General features: G+C 60.5%; 13 protein-coding genes. 10 read left to right on the forward strand and 3 right to left on the reverse strand.

What is annotated here, in order from left to right:
- The first annotated feature begins 24 nt into the window (after window positions 1–24).
- From tdcC to pflB, 3 genes are read left to right on the forward strand one after another with little or no spacing between them, the layout of a single operon-like run.
- Entirely contained in the window at window positions 25–1,356 is a 1,332-nt protein-coding gene (gene tdcC / locus ACLH1I_RS03730; protein ID WP_004203264.1) for a threonine/serine transporter TdcC, read from the forward strand.
- Window positions 1,357–1,383: 27 nt separating this feature from the next.
- Entirely contained in the window at window positions 1,384–2,592 is a 1,209-nt protein-coding gene (gene tdcD / locus ACLH1I_RS03735; RefSeq protein WP_085845992.1) for a propionate kinase, read from the forward strand.
- A 29-nt stretch (window positions 2,593–2,621) separates the two neighbouring features.
- A complete protein-coding gene (gene pflB, locus ACLH1I_RS03740; protein ID WP_151628864.1) occupies window positions 2,622–4,916 on the forward strand; it encodes a formate C-acetyltransferase in 2,295 nt (764 codons plus the stop codon).
- A gap of 51 nt (window positions 4,917–4,967) precedes the next feature.
- Here the strand turns inward: pflB and ACLH1I_RS03745 are convergent, their stop codons facing one another.
- Entirely contained in the window at window positions 4,968–5,114 is a 147-nt protein-coding gene (locus tag ACLH1I_RS03745; protein WP_032425919.1) for a hypothetical protein, read from the reverse strand.
- A 289-nt stretch (window positions 5,115–5,403) separates the two neighbouring features.
- Here ACLH1I_RS03745 and ACLH1I_RS03750 point away from each other — a divergent pair, with 289 nt between their 5' ends.
- The 5 genes from ACLH1I_RS03750 to ACLH1I_RS03770 all read left to right on the forward strand — a co-directional run bounded on the left by ACLH1I_RS03750 (window position 5,404) and on the right by ACLH1I_RS03770 (window position 10,370).
- Window positions 5,404–6,462, forward strand: a complete 1,059-nt coding sequence (locus ACLH1I_RS03750; protein WP_025999207.1) for a branched-chain amino acid ABC transporter substrate-binding protein — start codon at window positions 5,404–5,406, stop codon at window positions 6,460–6,462.
- Window positions 6,463–6,571: 109 nt separating this feature from the next.
- Window positions 6,572–7,486 (forward strand): ABC transporter permease subunit, encoded by a 915-nt coding sequence (locus tag ACLH1I_RS03755; RefSeq protein WP_096833398.1) that lies wholly within the window; start codon window positions 6,572–6,574, stop codon window positions 7,484–7,486.
- Between the two features lie 9 nt (window positions 7,487–7,495).
- Complete coding sequence (gene livM, locus ACLH1I_RS03760) at window positions 7,496–8,782, forward strand: high-affinity branched-chain amino acid ABC transporter permease LivM (RefSeq protein ID WP_004203256.1); 1,287 nt, start codon at window positions 7,496–7,498, stop codon at window positions 8,780–8,782.
- Window positions 8,779–9,654 (forward strand): ABC transporter ATP-binding protein, encoded by an 876-nt coding sequence (locus ACLH1I_RS03765; protein ID WP_004148803.1) that lies wholly within the window; start codon window positions 8,779–8,781, stop codon window positions 9,652–9,654. Before livM ends, ACLH1I_RS03765 begins: the two co-directional genes overlap by 4 nt.
- Complete coding sequence (locus ACLH1I_RS03770; protein ID WP_032456283.1) at window positions 9,651–10,370, forward strand: ABC transporter ATP-binding protein; 720 nt, start codon at window positions 9,651–9,653, stop codon at window positions 10,368–10,370. The genes ACLH1I_RS03765 and ACLH1I_RS03770 overlap by 4 nt, the downstream gene beginning before the upstream one ends.
- A 5-nt stretch (window positions 10,371–10,375) precedes the next feature.
- Here the strand turns inward: ACLH1I_RS03770 and ACLH1I_RS03775 are convergent, their stop codons facing one another.
- Entirely contained in the window at window positions 10,376–11,269 is an 894-nt protein-coding gene (locus ACLH1I_RS03775; RefSeq protein ID WP_004203253.1) for a LysR substrate-binding domain-containing protein, read from the reverse strand.
- A gap of 283 nt (window positions 11,270–11,552) precedes the next feature.
- Between ACLH1I_RS03775 and pckA the strand changes: the two genes are divergently transcribed.
- The gene (gene pckA, locus ACLH1I_RS03780; RefSeq protein WP_004203251.1) at window positions 11,553–13,196 is read left to right on the forward strand and encodes a phosphoenolpyruvate carboxykinase (ATP); all 1,644 of its coding nucleotides are present in this window, start codon (window positions 11,553–11,555) and stop codon (window positions 13,194–13,196) included.
- A gap of 49 nt (window positions 13,197–13,245) precedes the next feature.
- On the opposite strand, the gene ACLH1I_RS03785 is transcribed toward pckA, so the two are convergent.
- Window positions 13,246–13,722, reverse strand: a complete 477-nt coding sequence (locus ACLH1I_RS03785) for a GNAT family N-acetyltransferase (protein ID WP_004203250.1) — start codon at window positions 13,720–13,722, stop codon at window positions 13,246–13,248.
- 99 nt (window positions 13,723–13,821) lie between these two features.
- Here ACLH1I_RS03785 and ACLH1I_RS03790 point away from each other — a divergent pair, with 99 nt between their 5' ends.
- On the forward strand, window positions 13,822–14,754 hold the full coding sequence (locus tag ACLH1I_RS03790) for a LysR family transcriptional regulator (protein ID WP_049003803.1): 933 nt from the start codon (window positions 13,822–13,824) through the stop codon (window positions 14,752–14,754).
- The last annotated feature ends 289 nt before the right edge of the window (window positions 14,755–15,043 follow it).

Consider the following 15,043-nt stretch of genomic DNA (forward strand, 5'->3'; position numbering starts at 1 on the left):
TCAATACAGAAGTGAGGACAGGATATGAGTACGACTGAGAGCATTGCATCCAGCCAGACAAGCCTTTCGTCCTGGCGTAAATCTGACACCACCTGGACCCTGGGCCTGTTTGGCACCGCTATCGGCGCCGGGGTACTGTTTTTCCCCATCCGCGCCGGCTTCGGCGGGCTGATCCCGATCCTGGTGATGCTGGTGCTGGCCTATCCCATTGCCTTCTATTGCCATCGGGCGCTGGCGCGGCTGTGCCTGTCGGGGGCTAACCCCTCCGGCAATATCACCGAAACAGTGGAAGAGCATTTTGGCAAAACCGGCGGGGTGGTGATCACCTTTCTGTACTTCTTCGCCATCTGCCCGCTGCTGTGGATTTATGGCGTCACGATCACCAATACCTTCATGACCTTCTGGGAGAACCAGCTACAGATGCCGGCCCTCAACCGCGGGGTGGTGGCGCTGCTCCTGCTGCTGCTGATGGCGTTTGTCATCTGGTTTGGTAAAGACCTGATGGTCAAGGTGATGAGCTATCTGGTGTGGCCGTTTATCGCCAGCCTGGTGGTGATCTCCCTGTCTCTGATCCCTTACTGGAATAGCGCGGTGATTGACCAGGTGAACCTCAGCGATATCGCCTTAACCGGTCATGACGGCATTCTGGTGACAGTATGGCTGGGCATCTCCATTATGGTGTTCTCCTTCAACTTCTCGCCGATCGTCTCCTCGTTTGTGGTCTCCAAACGCGAAGAGTATGAAGCGCAGTTTGGCCGGGAGTACACCGAACAAAAATGTTCGCAGATTATCTCCCGGGCCAGCATGCTGATGGTGGCGGTGGTGATGTTCTTCGCCTTCAGCTGCCTGTTTACCCTCTCGCCGCAGAACATGGCGGACGCCAAGGCGCAGAATATCCCGGTGCTCTCCTATCTGGCGAATCACTTTGCCTCGATGTCGGGCACTAAATCCACCTTTGCCACCCTGCTGGAATATGGCGCGTCGATTATCGCCCTGGTGGCCATCTTCAAATCGTTCTTCGGCCACTATCTCGGCACGCTCGAGGGGCTGAACGGGCTGATCCTGCGCTTCGGCTATAAAGGGGATAAAACCCGCGTCTCCAGCGGCAAGCTCAATACCCTGAGCATGGTGTTCATCATGGGCTCGACTTGGGTGGTGGCGTATGCCAACCCCAATATCCTCGACCTGATTGAGGCCATGGGCGCGCCGATTATCGCCTCGCTGCTGTGCCTGCTGCCGATGTACGCCATTCGTAAAGCGCCTTCGCTGGCCAAATACCGTGGCCGTCTCGACAACCTCTTTGTGACCGCTATTGGTCTGCTGACCATCCTCAACATCGTTTACAAACTGTTCTAATCCGGCTCAGGCCACGCGGAGTACAACATGACTGAATTTCCGGTAGTTCTGGTGATCAACTGCGGCTCGTCGTCGATCAAATTTTCCGTGCTGGACGCCGCCAGCTGCGACTGCCTGCTCAACGGCGTGGCCGAGGGCATCAACGCAGACCAGGCGTCTCTCTCGCTTAACGGCGGCAAACCGGTGGCGCTGGCGCCGCGCGGCTACGAAGGCGCCCTCCAGGCGATTGCCGGGGCATTAGCCCAACGCGACCTCATCGGCAGCGTGGCCCTGATTGGCCACCGCGTCGCCCACGGCGGCGACCACTTCACCGAGTCGGTCATTATCAGCGAGGAGGTTATCGACAATATTCGCCAGGTGTCCTCCCTGGCCCCCCTGCATAACTACGCCAGCCTCAGCGGCATCGCCTCGGCGCAGCGGCTGTTCCCGGAGGTGATGCAGGTGGCGGTCTTTGATACCAGCTTTCACCAGACCCTGGCCCCGGAAGCTTTTCTCTATGGTCTGCCGTGGGAGTATTACCAGAATCTCGGGGTGCGCCGCTATGGCTTCCACGGCACCTCGCACCGCTATGTCTCCCGGCGCGCCCTGGCGCTGCTCGGGTTGCCGGAGCAGGAGAGCGGTCTGGTGATCGCCCACCTGGGCAATGGCGCCTCGGTCTGCGCGGTGCGCAACGGCCGCAGCGTGGACACCTCGATGGGGATGACGCCGCTGGAGGGGCTGATGATGGGCACCCGCAGCGGCGATGTCGACTTCGGCGCCATGGCGTGGATTGCCGCGGAAACCCGGCAGACCCTCAGTGACCTGGAGCGGGTGGCCAACACCGCCTCCGGCCTGCTGGGGATCTCCGGCCTTTCCTCCGACCTGCGGGTGCTGGAGCAGGCCTGGCATGAGGGCCATGCCCGCGCCCGCCTGGCGATCAAAACCTTCGTCCATCGCATCGCCCGCCATATCGCCGGCCACGCCGCCGCGCTGCAGCGTCTCGACGGCATTATTTTTACCGGCGGGATTGGCGAAAACTCGGTGCTGATCCGCCGGCTGGTAAGCGAGCGGCTGGCGGTCTTTGGCCTTGAGATGGACGCCGCCCGCAACCAGCAGCCCAATTCGGACGGCGAGCGTCTGATCTCCGCCGACGGCAGCCGGGTGCGCTGTGCGGTTATCCCCACCAATGAAGAGCGCATGATTGCCCTCGATGCGATCCGCTTAGGCCGGATCCACACCGCGGCGGCGCTGGCCTGATTTTTTTATTCTGTAGAGAGACGATGTTCATGAAAGTAGATATCGACACCCACGACGCACAACACGCCGACGCCTGGCAGGGCTTTCGCGGTACGGCGTGGCAAACGCAGATTAACGTTCGCGACTTTATTCAGCATAACTACACCCCTTACGAGGGCGATGAGTCTTTCCTCGCCGACGCGACGCCGGCCACCACCGCCCTCTGGGAGCAGGTGATGGCCGGGATCCGCGTCGAGAACGCCACCCATGCGCCGGTGGATTTCGACACCAATGTCGCTACCTCCATCACCGCCCACGCGGCGGGCTATATCAACCAGCCGCTGGAAAAGATCGTCGGCCTGCAAACGGACCAGCCGCTGAAGCGCGCTCTGCATCCCTTTGGCGGCATCAATATGATCAAAAGCGCCTTCGAGGCCTATGGTCGCGAAATGGATCCTGACTTTGAGTATCAGTTTACGGCGCTGCGCAAGACCCACAATCAGGGCGTTTTTGACGTCTATTCCCCGGATATGCTGCGCTGCCGTAAATCCGGGGTGCTGACCGGGCTGCCGGACGGCTACGGTCGCGGACGGATCATCGGCGATTACCGCCGCGTGGCGCTGTACGGCATTCGCTTTCTGGTCCGCGAACGTGAGCTGCAGTTTGCCGACCTGCAGCCAGCCCTGGAGCGCGGCGAGGCGCTGGAGGCCACCCTGCGCCTGCGCGAAGAGCTGGCCGAACAGCGGCGCGCGCTGCTGCAGATGGAGGAGATGGCGGCCCGCTACGGCTGCGATATTTCCCACCCGGCGCGCACTGCCCGTGAGGCGGTACAGTGGCTCTACTTCGCCTACCTGGCGGCAGTGAAGTCGCAGAACGGCGGCGCCATGTCGCTGGGGCGCACGGCCACCTTCCTCGACATCTATATTGAACGCGATCTGCGCGCCGGCTTACTGAATGAGGAGCAGGCCCAGGAGCTGATTGACCACTTTATCATGAAGATCCGCATGGTGCGTTTCCTGCGCACCCCGGAATTTGATTCGCTGTTCTCCGGGGATCCCATCTGGGCGACGGAAGTGCTGGGCGGCATGGGGCTGGATGGTCGCACCCTGGTCAGCAAAACCACCTTCCGCTATCTGCATACCCTGCACACCATGGGCCCGGCGCCGGAGCCCAACCTGACCGTGCTCTGGTCGCAGGCGCTGCCGGTGGCGTTTAAAAAATACGCCGCCCGGGTCTCTATCGCCACCTCGTCGCTGCAGTATGAGAACGACGATCTGATGCGCAGCGATTTCCACAGCGACGACTACGCCATCGCCTGCTGCGTCAGCCCGATGGTCATCGGCAAGCAGATGCAGTTCTTCGGCGCCCGCGCCAATTTGGCCAAAACGTTGCTCTACGCAATTAACGGCGGGATGGATGAGAAACTGAAGATCCAGGTGGGGCCGAAAACCGCGCCGCTGCGCGATGAGGTGCTGGACTACGACACCGTGATGGCCAGCCTCGACCACTTTATGGACTGGCTGGCGGTGCAGTACATCAGCGCGCTGAACATCATCCACTGCATGCATGATAAATACAGCTACGAGGCGGCGCTGATGGCCCTCCACGACCGCGACGTTTACCGCACGATGGCCTGTGGCATCGCCGGCCTGTCGGTGGCGGCGGATTCGCTGTCGGCAATAAAGTACGCCCGGGTGAAGCCGGTACGCGACCATCACGGGCTGGCGGTGGACTTTGTCATTGAGGGGGATTATCCGCAGTATGGCAACAACGACGATCGCGTCGATGCCATCGCCTGCGACCTGGTGGAGCGCTTTATGCGCAAAATTCAGGCGCTGCCCACCTGGCGCCAGGCGGTGCCGACCCAGTCGATCCTGACCATCACCTCCAACGTGGTGTACGGGCAGAAAACCGGCAACACGCCGGACGGACGTCGGGCGGGGACGCCGTTCGCCCCGGGGGCCAATCCGATGCATGGCCGCGATCGCAAAGGGGCGGTGGCGTCGCTGACCTCGGTGGCGAAACTGCCGTTTACCTACGCCAAAGATGGCATCTCGTACACCTTCTCCATCGTGCCGGCGGCCCTCGGCAAAGCGCCGTCGGCGCAGGAAAATAACCTGGTGGGGCTGCTGGACGGCTACTTCCATCACGAGGAGACGGTGGAGGGGGGACAGCATCTCAACGTCAATGTGCTGAACCGGGAAAAGCTGCTCGATGCGATAGAACATCCGGAGCAGTATCCGAATCTGACGATCAGGGTCTCCGGCTATGCGGTCCGCTTTAACGCGCTGACCCGCGAGCAGCAGCAGGATGTGATCTCCCGAACGTTCACCAGCCAACTCTGAGCGGCCGCCGGGCCACAGGGGAGCCCTTAACGGGCTCTCCTGTTATCATCTTCACATTACCGCAACAAAATAATCACCACTGTTGATCATATTCGCATTTTTGCACCACGCTGGCGCGCAGCGAGCGCTAACTGCATCTATGTTTAGCTCACGGGCCGGTACGGATACCGCGTTGTCCGGCTCGCCACGTGATGGCAACCAATCTCCTGACCTGAAAGGGAATGCGCCCTTGCCGGATGCGGCACGGGTTGCCGTCGCGTGCGCACCGACCGGGGCGTCCGCTCTCCGGCGCGCCCTCTCTACCTGGCGGGATTTTTGCTTCTTCCACCCTGGCCGTCCTGGCGCTGCGCCTGCGTCGGCACCACACGGTAAGTGATATTTTCTGCGTCATTCCATGACGCCAGGCTCTAAATCGCTGAGGAATATCCGAATGTCTTTGAAACTGAAAACAATGACGCTTCATGTTGTGATAGCAGGTTGTATGAGCATGGCCTTTTACGCCCAGGCTGACGTGAAGATCGGCGTCGCCGGGCCCTTCACCGGCCCCAACGCTACCTACGGCGCCCAGTACTGGAAAGGGGCCTCGCAGGCGGTGGCTGATATCAATGCCGCCGGCGGCATCAAAGGCGAAAAAATTGTGCTGGTGCAGGGGGATGACGCGTGCGAACCGAAACAGGCGGTAGCGGTGGCTAACCGGCTGGTGGACGAAGCGAAAGTCTCCGCCGTGGTGGGGCACTTTTGCTCTTCCTCAACGATGCCAGCCTCCGAGGTGTATGACGAAGCCGGGATTCTGACCATTACCCCCGGCTCCACCAACCCACAGATCACCGAGCGCGGTATGAAGGATCTCTTCCGCATGTGTGGTCGCGACGATCAGCAGGGGGCGATTGCCGCCAACTATATGCTGGACGTGCTGAAGGCGAAGAAAATTGCCGTCATCCATGATAAAGACACCTATGGCCAGGGGCTGGCCGATGCCACCCGCGCAGCGCTTGCGAAGCGGGGCACCAAAGAAGTGTTGTACGAAGGCCTCTCCCGCGGTGAAAAAGACTTTAACGCCCTGGTGACCAAGATCGGCGCCCTCAAGCCGGACGTGGTCTACTTTGGCGGCTGCCACCCTGAGGCCGGCCCGCTGGTGCGCCAGATGCGCGAGCAGGGAGTGCAGGCTAAATTCTTCTCCGGCGACTGTATCGTCACCGAGGAGCTGGTGACGGCCGCCGGCGGGCCGCAGTTCACCAACGGCGTGCTGATGACCTTTGGTCAGGACCCGCGCACCCTCCCGGAAGGCAAAGCGGTGATCGAGAAGTTCCGCGCCAGCGGCTTTGAGCCAGAAGGCTATACCCTCTACGCCTACGCCTCCATTCAGGCTATTGCCGCGGCCTGGAACGCCGTCGGCACCGATAACGCCAAAGCCAGCGACTGGCTGAAGAACCACGACGTCGAGACGGTGATGGGCAAGAAAGCCTGGGATGGCAAAGGCGACCTCAAGGTGTCCGACTACGTGGTCTATCAGTGGGATGACAAGGGCAAATATCACCAGCTCTGATCGGCCACGACCTGAGGACGTTCTGTCCTTTTGACTTGCGAATCGTCACATGACGGCGGTCGACCGGGTACCCATCCCGGCGGCCGTCGGCCTGGCGGCTGGAGGGGCTATGACGGCGTTTTTTCTACAACAACTGATCAATGGGTTGACGCTGGGGGCGGTGTACGGCTTAATCGCCATCGGCTACACCATGGTGTATGGGATCATCGGCATGATCAACTTCGCCCACGGCGAGGTGTATATGGTCTCCGCCTACCTGTGCGCCATCGGCCTGGCGCTGCTCTCTTTCTTCGGGATCCACTCCTTTCCGCTGCTGATTTTCGCCACCCTGGTGTTCACCATCGTGGTCACCGGCGTGTACGGTTGGGCGATCGAGCGCATCGCCTACCGGCCGCTGCGCAACTCGACGCGACTGGCGCCGCTGATCTCGGCTATCGGGATGTCGCTGATCCTACAGAACTATGTCCAGCTGAGCCAGGGGCCGAACCAGCAGGGGATCCCGACGCTGCTTAGCGGCGCGCTGCGCATGACGGTGGGCGATGGGGTGGTGCAGATCACCTGGACCAAGGTGTTTATTCTCGTCGCGGCGCTGGCGGGGATGCTGATCCTGACCTGGATTATTCAGTACACCCGGCTGGGGCGCATCTGCCGTGCCACCCAGCAGGACCGGCGCATGGCGGCGATCCTTGGCATCAATACCAACCGGGTGATCTCCCTGGTGTTTGTCATCGGCGCGGCGATGGCCGGCCTGGCCGGGGTGCTGGTGACCATGAACTACGGCACCTTCGACTTCTACATCGGATTTATTATCGGCATCAAAGCCTTCACCGCCGCGGTGTTGGGCGGGATTGGCTCGCTGCCGGGCGCGATGCTGGGCGGACTGCTGCTTGGGGTGGCCGAAGCCCAGTTCGCCGGGCTGGTGAATTCGGATTACAAAGATGTCTTTTCCTTTGCGCTGCTGGTGGCGATCCTGATTTTTCGCCCGCAGGGGCTGCTGGGTCGTCCGCTGGTGGCCAAGGTCTGAGGGGGCTCTATGGGTGAACTGACGCGCCAGCCTGCGCGGGAAATCAAAAGCGCGCTGATCGACAGCGTGCTGGCCGGTCTTTGCGCATTAATTGTCTTTGGCCCGATCGTCGGCGTGGTGCTCAAAGGGTATGGCTTTACCCTCGCGCCCGCGCGGGTGGCGATCCTGGTGGCGGTGGTGATGGCCGGCAGGCTGGCGCTCAGCCTGCTGCTGCAGAGCCACAGGGGAAAAGCCTTTATTGCCCGCTTTGAGGGGGCGGATGACGGGGTGTACGTCCGGCCGCCGGGCTACCGCTCGCGGCTGCGCTGGATAATGCCGATGCTGGTGGGCCTGGCCATTGTCTTTCCGTTTCTCGCCACAAAATATCTGCTGACCGTGGCCATCCTTGGGCTGATCTACGTTCTGCTTGGCCTGGGGTTAAATATTGTGGTGGGCCTCGCGGGGCTGCTCGATCTGGGCTATGTGGCGTTTTACGCCATCGGCGCCTACGGCCTGGCGCTGGGCTACCAGTACCTCGGGCTCGGCTTCTGGGCGATGCTGCCGCTGGGGGCGGTGATGGCGGCCCTCGCCGGGGCATTGCTCGGCTTTCCGGTGTTGCGCATGCATGGCGACTACCTGGCTATCGTCACCCTCGGCTTTGGCGAAATTATCCGCCTGGTGCTCAACAACTGGGTGAGCTTCACCGGCGGCCCTAACGGCGTACCGGTGCCGTCCCCTACGCTGTTTGGCCTCGAATTTACCCGCCGGGCTAAGGATGGCGGCATCCCCGTCCATGAGTTCTTCCACGTCAGTTACAACCCCAACCTGAAATTCATCTTTCTCTACGCCGTGCTGTGCCTGGTGGTGATGCTGGTGCTGCTGGTGAAGCATCGCCTGACGCGGATGCCCATCGGCCGCGCCTGGGAGGCGCTGCGCGAGGATGAGATCGCCTGTCGGGCGATGGGGCTCAACCACGTGCTGGTCAAGCTCTCGGCGTTTATGCTCGGCGCGTCGACCGCCGGCATCGCCGGGGTGTTCTTCGCCAGCTATCAGGGATTTGTTAACCCGACGTCGTTCACCTTTTTTGAGTCGGCGCTGATCCTGGCGATTGTGGTGCTGGGAGGAATGGGCTCCACCCTGGGGGTGGTGCTGGCGGCGTTTGTCCTGACGGTCACCCCGGAGCTGCTGCGCGGGTTTGACGAATATCGCGTGCTGCTGTTTGGCGTACTGATGGTGATGATGATGATCTGGCGGCCGCGCGGCCTGGTGCGCACCAGCCGCAGCGGGGTAGCGTGGCGAAAAGGAGTCGCGCCATGACCGACAGCATCTTACGCGTTGAGCATCTGATGATGCATTTCGGCGGCATCAAAGCGCTGAATGACGTCAATCTGGAGGTGGAGCGGGGGTCGATCACCGCCCTGATCGGCCCCAACGGCGCGGGCAAAACCACGGTATTTAACTGCCTGACCGGCTTTTATCGGGCGACGGGGGGGAGCATCGTGCTGCGGGCGCGGGAAAAGGTCACCGATGTCATTCAGGTGCTGGGGCAAAAGCTTCACCCGGACGATTTTCTCCACCCGGCGCAGCTGGGGCGGCGGATCTATTACAAGATGTTCGGCGGCACCCATCTGGTGAACCGTGCCGGCCTGGCGCGTACCTTCCAGAATATTCGCCTGTTCCGCGAGATGTCGGTGATTGAGAACCTGCTGGTGGCCCAGCATACCCAGGTTAACCGCCATCTGCTGGCCGGGATCCTCAATACCCGCGGCTATCGGCAGGCGGAGAGTCAGGCGCTGGATCGCGCTTTTTACTGGCTGGAGGTGGTGGAGATGGTGGACTGCGCCAACCGTCTGGCGGGAACGCTTTCCTACGGACAGCAGCGGCGGCTGGAGATCGCCCGCGCCATGTGCACCCGCCCGGAGATGATCTGTCTGGATGAGCCGGCGGCCGGACTCAACCCGGTGGAAACCCAGGCTCTGAGCCGGATTATCCGCTTTCTGCGTCAGCAGCACGGCATCACGGTGCTATTGATCGAACATGATATGGGGATGGTGATGGAGATTTCGGATCATATCATCGTGCTCGACCACGGGGACGTCATCGCCCGCGGCGCGCCGCAGGCGATCCAGGCCAACGCCAGCGTGATTGCCGCCTATCTTGGCGCTGAGGAAGAGGAGACCCGCCGATGAGCCAGCCACTGCTTGCCTTTGATGAGGTGGATGTCTTCTACGGGCCGATCCACGCCCTGAAGCAGGTCTCCCTCACCGTCAACGAGGGGGAGACGGTGGCGCTGATTGGCGCCAACGGCGCCGGTAAATCAACGCTGCTGATGTCGGTCTTCGGCCAGCCGCGCATTGCCGGCGGGGAGATTTTCTATCGCGGGGAGGCGATCAGCCGGAAATCGACCCACTTTATCGCCAGCAACGGCATCGCCCAGGCCCCGGAAGGGCGGCGCATTTTTCCCGATATGACCGTCGAGGAGAATCTGCTGATGGGGACCATTGCCATCGGCAACCGCTATCAGGCCGAGGACAAGGCCCGGATGTACCAGCTGTTCCCCCGGCTGGAAGAGCGGCGGGGACAGCGGGCGATGACCCTCTCCGGCGGCGAGCAGCAGATGCTGGCCATCGCCAGGGCGCTGATGAGCCGGCCGCGCCTGCTGCTGCTGGATGAGCCGAGCCTGGGGCTGGCGCCGCTGGTGGTGAAGCAGATATTTCAGATCCTGCGCGAGCTGACGGCCCAGGGAATGACGCTGTTTCTGGTGGAGCAGAACGCCCGCCATGCCCTCAACCTGTCGGACCGCGCCTATGTGATGGTGAACGGTCAAATCCGCCTGAGCGGTAGCGGCCAGGCGCTGCTCAACGACCCGGAGGTGCGTAAGGCGTATCTGGGGATCAGCGGCTGAGAGAGTTAATCCTGCGCTTCGTTACGGGTTTTAATGTGCTGCCAGAAACGTTCGGCGGCCTGGTTAAGCCGCGAGCCGGAGCGGTAGAGCCAGGCGCCGATCGGCAGCGACAGGCTCTCATCGAGGATCGTCAGACGGCCTTCGTCCAGCTCGCGCTGAATAGAGTACTGCGGCAGCCAGCCCACGCCGTCGCCATTGAGGATCATGCGCTTGAGCAGCTCGCTCATGGAAGAGACAAAGGTGAGGGAGAAGGTGATCTCCGGCGTGCGGTCGATGACCTGGTTCACCTGGCGCCCCATATAGCTGTCGTTGGCGTATTTCATCAGCGGCAGCACGCCGCGATGTAAATGAAACAGCGGCCGGCCATGTTCGTCGCAGGGGGAGACCAGGTGCAGGTAGGAATCAAAAATTTTATGATTAATAAACGGATAGTTCATTAATTCTTCATTATAGAAGGAGAGGATAAAATCGCTTTTACCCTCTTTCAGGTTAAATACGGCGTCGTTGACGTTAATCGATTCAACATGAAAAGTCTTATTTTTACGGTCGGTGTAACCGGCGATAATTTCCGGCAGCAATAACACCGACAGCGAAGGCGCGGCGTCGATTCTTATTTTTTGCGTGGTGTTATTTAAACCTTTAATACGGCTGATCTGAAAATCCATATCGTCGAGCATATTTCGCGCATAGCCGACAAAAATTTTCCCGCGGTTGGTCAACTGCAGGGGGTTGGCGCTGCGGTCGAAGATGCTGAATCCGAGGGAAGCCTCCAGCGACTGGATGCGTCGGCTGAACGAGGACTGGGAAATATTGCGGGCTTTGGCCGCCAGGGTAAAGCTGCGTGACTCCTCGAGAGCAATCACATCATACAGCCATTTAACTTCCAGATTTGCCAACACCGATCCAGTCCTCAAAAACGCAATAAAGGCTATGCAATTTTAGCATAGCGCATAGAAACTATGCAATTAACATAATTATCGACAGGTGTTAACATTTTTTGGAAAGTTGAGATTTATGAATGCGTATCGGCGACCCTACATGAGCACGATATGAAATCGCGACTCACGGTTATTTATTGCTTTATTTCATTGCCCCGGAATTATCTTATTCAATAGCGGGCGACGAAGACGAAAGCAATGAATAACCCAGGCCTCTTACCTTAAATAGTTTGTCAGGAGTTCCATGTCACAACAAATTGAATCAGTAAAAATGGCTCTGCAGGAGCTGGGGATTAATGCAAGCGGCGAATTGTTTTACAACCCTGATTACGATTTGCTTATTGCACATGAAACCTCCCCTGAGCTGACCGGCGCGGCCCGCGGCGTGATGACCGACTCTGGCGCTGTGGCAGTGGATACCGGTATCTTCACCGGCCGTTCGCCGCGCGATAAATATATCGTCAGAGACGAGCAGACTCGCGACACCGTATGGTGGGCTGACTCCGGCCTCGGCCGCAATGACAATAAGCCATTATCGCCAGACGTGTGGCGCAGCCTGAAAAGCCTGGTCGCAGGCCAGCTGAGCGGCAAAAAACTGTACATCATCGACGCCTGGTGCGGCGCCAGCCCGGACACCCGCCTTGGCGTGCGCTTCGTTACCGAGGTGGCGTGGCAGGCCCACTTTGTCAAAAACATGTTTATCGTGCCGAGCGCCGACGAGCTGGCCAGCTTTACGCCAGACTTCGTGGTGCTCAACGGCGCCGGCTGCACCAATGCCAACTGGCAGGCGCAGGGCATGAACTCCGAGAACTTCGTCGCCTTTAACCTGAGCGAGCGTATTCAGCTCATCGGCGGCACCTGGTACGGCGGCGAAATGAAAAAAGGGCTGTTCTCGGTCATGAACTACCTGCTGCCGCAGAAAGGCATCGCGTCGATGCACTGCTCGGCCAACCGTGGCGAAGCAGGGGACGTCGCGCTGTTCTTCGGCCTCTCCGGTACCGGCAAAACCACGCTGTCCACCGACCCGCATCGTCAGCTGATTGGCGATGACGAGCACGGCTGGGACGATGACGGGGTATTTAACTTCGAAGGCGGCTGCTACGCCAAGACCATTAATCTCGACCCGCAGGCGGAGCCGGAGATTTATGGCGCCATCCGCCGCAATGCGCTGCTGGAAAACGTGGTGGTGCGCGCCGACGGCAGCGTGGATTATGCCGACGGCAGCAAAACCGAGAATACCCGCGTCTCCTATCCGCTGTCGCATATCGACAATATCGTCAAGCCGGTGTCCCGCGCAGGCCATCCGTCGAAGGTCATTTTCCTTGCCGCTGACGCGTTTGGCGTCCTGCCGCCGGTCTCCCGTCTGACCACCGAGCAGATGCAGTACCATTTCCTGTCGGGCTTCACCTCGAAGCTGGCGGGCACCGAGCGTGGCATTACCCAGCCGACGCCGACCTTCTCCGCCTGCTACGGCGCGGCGTTCCTGCTGCTTCACCCGACCCAGTACGCCAGCGTCCTGGCGGCGAAGATGGCGGAATCCGGTGCGGAAGCCTGGCTGGTCAACACCGGCTGGAACGGCGAGGGCAAACGCCTGTCGCTGCGCGATACCCGCAGCATCATTAGCGCAATCCTCAACGGTACCACCGGCCCGCTGCGCGATGAGGCAATCCCGGTATTCAATCTTGCGATCCCGCAGAGCATTCCGGGAGTCGACAGCGCGGTGCTGGATCCGCGTAATGGCTGGAGCTCAGCGGATAAGTGGCAGGAGAAGGCGGAGAGTCTGGCTCAGCTGTTTATGGATAACTTTAAGCAGTACAGCGATACCGAAGCGGGCGCGCGTCTGGCGCTGGCCGGTCCGCAGCTGCAGAATAGCGCGGTCGAAGCCTGATCCGCGGCCAGCAGGTCGACGCCTGGCGCCGACCTGCTGGCGAGCCGCTTTACTCCGCAAAGGCCCGCAGCGCATCGCCCGTGAGGCGATAACGCACCCACTCATCCTGCGGCTGCGCGCCAATGCTCAGATAGAAATCAATCGCCGGCTGGTTCCAGTCGAGCACGCTCCACTCCAGACGCCCGCACTGACGCTGTACAGCATATTGCGCGATGGTTTTCAGTAGCGCTTTCCCGGCGCCGATCCCGCGATAGTCGGGGGTCACGTACAGATCTTCCATATAGATGCCATTGCGGCCAAGCCAGGTGGAGTAGCTGGTGAAGAACACGGCGTAGCCCACCGCTTTGCCCGCCACCTCGCAGATCAGCGCCTCAGTTTTGCTGCTGCTGGCAAACAGCGTCTCTCTGATCTCCTCTGCCGTCGTCACCACCTCTTCGGGGGCTTTCTCGTAGACCGCGAGTTCATAAATCATGTCGTAAATGGCGGTGGCGTCGTCCGGGGTGGCCTGGCGGATCGTGATGCTCATGGGTCGTCCTGTCTGAATGGTATCAAGGAAAGCAACATTGCTGACCCAGAGCATAAGCGGTATTGTGAAAAGAATTAAGTGCAATGAAATCAGCAAATGATGAATATTATGCATCCAGTCCTGCGCCGGATTGACCTCAACCTGCTGCCGGTCTTTGACGCGGTCTATCGCTCCCGCTCGGTGCGCCTGGCGGCGGAAGAGCTGGCGATGAGCACCTCGGCGCTGAGCCATGCGCTTTCCCGGCTGCGCAGCGCCCTCAACGACCCGCTGTTCTATCGCGAAGGCCACCGGATGTGTCCCAGCGTCTATGCCAGCCAGCTGGCGCCCTCTATCGCTTCGGCGCTGAAATTTCTCAATCAGGAGCTGACGCCGCCGGCGGCGTTTGTGCCGACCGCCAGCACCGACTGCATGCAGATTGCGATCACCGATTTCACCGCATTCTGCGTCTTTCCGACGCTGATGCACCGCCTGCAGCGGGAGGCGCCCGGGCTGCGGTTTGAGCTTCGTTATCTGCCCCATAGCCCGGCGCTGACCGAGCTGCTGGCGGGCGAGGTCGACCTGGCTCTCGGGTTCAACACCCCTGACGAGCCAGCCCATCCCGATCTTGAGGAGATCAACTGGCTGCGGGACGAATATGTGGTCATCAGCCAGGCTGACCGCACGGCGCTGACCCTGGACGCCTATCTTGCGGCCCGTCATCTGGTGGTAACCCCGTGGAATGAGCGGCAGGGGGTGCTGGACTGCGAGCTGGAGCGGCAGGGCTATTCGCGGCAGGTGGCGGTGAAAACGCCCTCGATGCTGAGCGCCCCCTTTATTATTGAGCAGAGCGATCTGCTGATGGCGCTGCCCCGGCGGGCGGCGGAGACGATGGCTCGCGCCGCCCGGCTGACCATTTTCCCGCTGCCGTTTCCGGTTCCCCCGTTTGACGTCAAGATTTACGCCCATAAACGCAGCGGGAAACGCGAGGCCACCCGCTGGCTGATCTCCCTGCTGCAGACGCTGGGGAACGTCGCCACGGCGCCGGCGCCCTGAGGCCACATCCGGGTTATTAACCTATCGCCGCTGCGCATCGCGTTAACCATCCCGGACCAGGCATGTCTTATACCGTCGGGGGCGCAACCGCGTACCCTGGCCTCGGTCACAAAACGGAAAACTCACATTTTCATCTCCACCACCGATGCTGAGGGTACAGAAAGTGTTAAATGATTGTATATAAAAGTAATGTTAATTAGCTAAATGTTATTTATGCGTAAATTGCATCAATGGATGCGTTTATTACGCTTATTTCATACCGGGTTCTGTTTCAGTCTTCAGCAACAGG

The sequence above is a fragment of the Klebsiella sp. 1SOBk10mer genome (assembly GCF_046602535.1).
GTDB lineage: Bacteria > Pseudomonadota > Gammaproteobacteria > Enterobacterales > Enterobacteriaceae > Klebsiella > Klebsiella quasipneumoniae.

What these genes read in the sequence shown, in the direction of transcription:
- ACLH1I_RS03755 (WP_096833398.1), top strand. Translation starts at nt 6,572, where the DNA reads ATGACGGCGTTTTTTCTACAACAACTGATCAATGGGTTGACGCTGGGG.
- ACLH1I_RS03785 (WP_004203250.1), bottom strand. Translation starts at nt 13,722, where the DNA reads ATGAGCATCACGATCCGCCAGGCCACCCCGGACGACGCCACCGCCATT.
- livM (WP_004203256.1), top strand. Translation starts at nt 7,496, where the DNA reads ATGGGTGAACTGACGCGCCAGCCTGCGCGGGAAATCAAAAGCGCGCTG.
- pflB (WP_151628864.1), top strand. Translation starts at nt 2,622, where the DNA reads ATGAAAGTAGATATCGACACCCACGACGCACAACACGCCGACGCCTGG.
- ACLH1I_RS03790 (WP_049003803.1), top strand. Translation starts at nt 13,822, where the DNA reads ATGAATATTATGCATCCAGTCCTGCGCCGGATTGACCTCAACCTGCTG.
- ACLH1I_RS03770 (WP_032456283.1), top strand. Translation starts at nt 9,651, where the DNA reads ATGAGCCAGCCACTGCTTGCCTTTGATGAGGTGGATGTCTTCTACGGG.
- tdcD (WP_085845992.1), top strand. Translation starts at nt 1,384, where the DNA reads ATGACTGAATTTCCGGTAGTTCTGGTGATCAACTGCGGCTCGTCGTCG.
- ACLH1I_RS03750 (WP_025999207.1), top strand. Translation starts at nt 5,404, where the DNA reads ATGGCCTTTTACGCCCAGGCTGACGTGAAGATCGGCGTCGCCGGGCCC.
- ACLH1I_RS03765 (WP_004148803.1), top strand. Translation starts at nt 8,779, where the DNA reads ATGACCGACAGCATCTTACGCGTTGAGCATCTGATGATGCATTTCGGC.
- pckA (WP_004203251.1), top strand. Translation starts at nt 11,553, where the DNA reads ATGTCACAACAAATTGAATCAGTAAAAATGGCTCTGCAGGAGCTGGGG.
- tdcC (WP_004203264.1), top strand. Translation starts at nt 25, where the DNA reads ATGAGTACGACTGAGAGCATTGCATCCAGCCAGACAAGCCTTTCGTCC.